Origin of the sequence: Mesorhizobium sp. M1E.F.Ca.ET.063.01.1.1 (assembly GCF_003998155.1) — a bacterium.
Lineage (GTDB): Bacteria > Pseudomonadota > Alphaproteobacteria > Rhizobiales > Rhizobiaceae > Mesorhizobium.
On sequence record NZ_RZSC01001450.1, the window covers coordinates 1 to 626 of the forward strand.

Annotated in this window: 1 protein-coding gene and 1 pseudogene; one reads left to right on the forward strand and one right to left on the reverse strand. The window is 65.5% G+C overall.

All coding sequences use genetic code 11. The annotated features are described in order from the left end of the window. The coding region (locus EOA29_RS39160) for a helix-turn-helix domain-containing protein (protein WP_245468827.1) at positions 1–289 on the reverse strand (289 nt) is incomplete at its 3' end. A 93-nt stretch (positions 290–382) separates the two neighbouring features. Here EOA29_RS39160 and EOA29_RS39165 point away from each other — a divergent pair. After that, positions 383–626, forward strand: a pseudogene (locus tag EOA29_RS39165) (short-chain dehydrogenase); the annotation flags it as partial.

Below are 626 nucleotides of genomic sequence, written 5' to 3' on the forward strand. Positions count from 1 at the left end.
CGCCATAGCCGCTGGATAGACCACCCAACAACTGGATCGCCCCGGCCGGGGTCCTCGGCGTCGAGGCGGACAGCGCTTTGGTTTTCCGGTCGAGCCCATCCCAGGCATAAAGCAGCGTGCGTTGCTTCAGCTGCGCCTTGCTCCCGAAGCGCTGCACCAGCGTCGACCCCGATAGGCCGCATGCCCGCGCCAGCCGCTCGAAGGTCAGCGCCTCCGGGCCTTCGGCGTGCATCAGCCGGTAGGCGACCTCCAGCACCTGCTCGTCGGGCTGCGTTTTCGGCCGGGTCATCTTGACATCCATTTATAAACGAATGATCATTTATAAACGAGGAGCGTGGCAAGCGCCAGCCCTCGTTGTGGTGTTTTGGTTCGGGAGGTTGCGATGATGCTTGAAGGAAAGGTCGCCCTTGTCGCCGGCGCCACGCGCGGTGCCGGCCGTGGCATCGCGGTCGAGCTCGGCGCCGCCGGCGCCACCGTCTATGTCACCGGGCGCACGACGCGGACGCAGCAGTCGCCCTATGGCCGTCCGGAGACGATCGAGGAAACGGCTGAGCTGGTCACGGCGCAAGGCGGCAAGGGCATTGCCGTCCAGGTCGATCATCTGATTGCCGACGATGTGCGCGCAC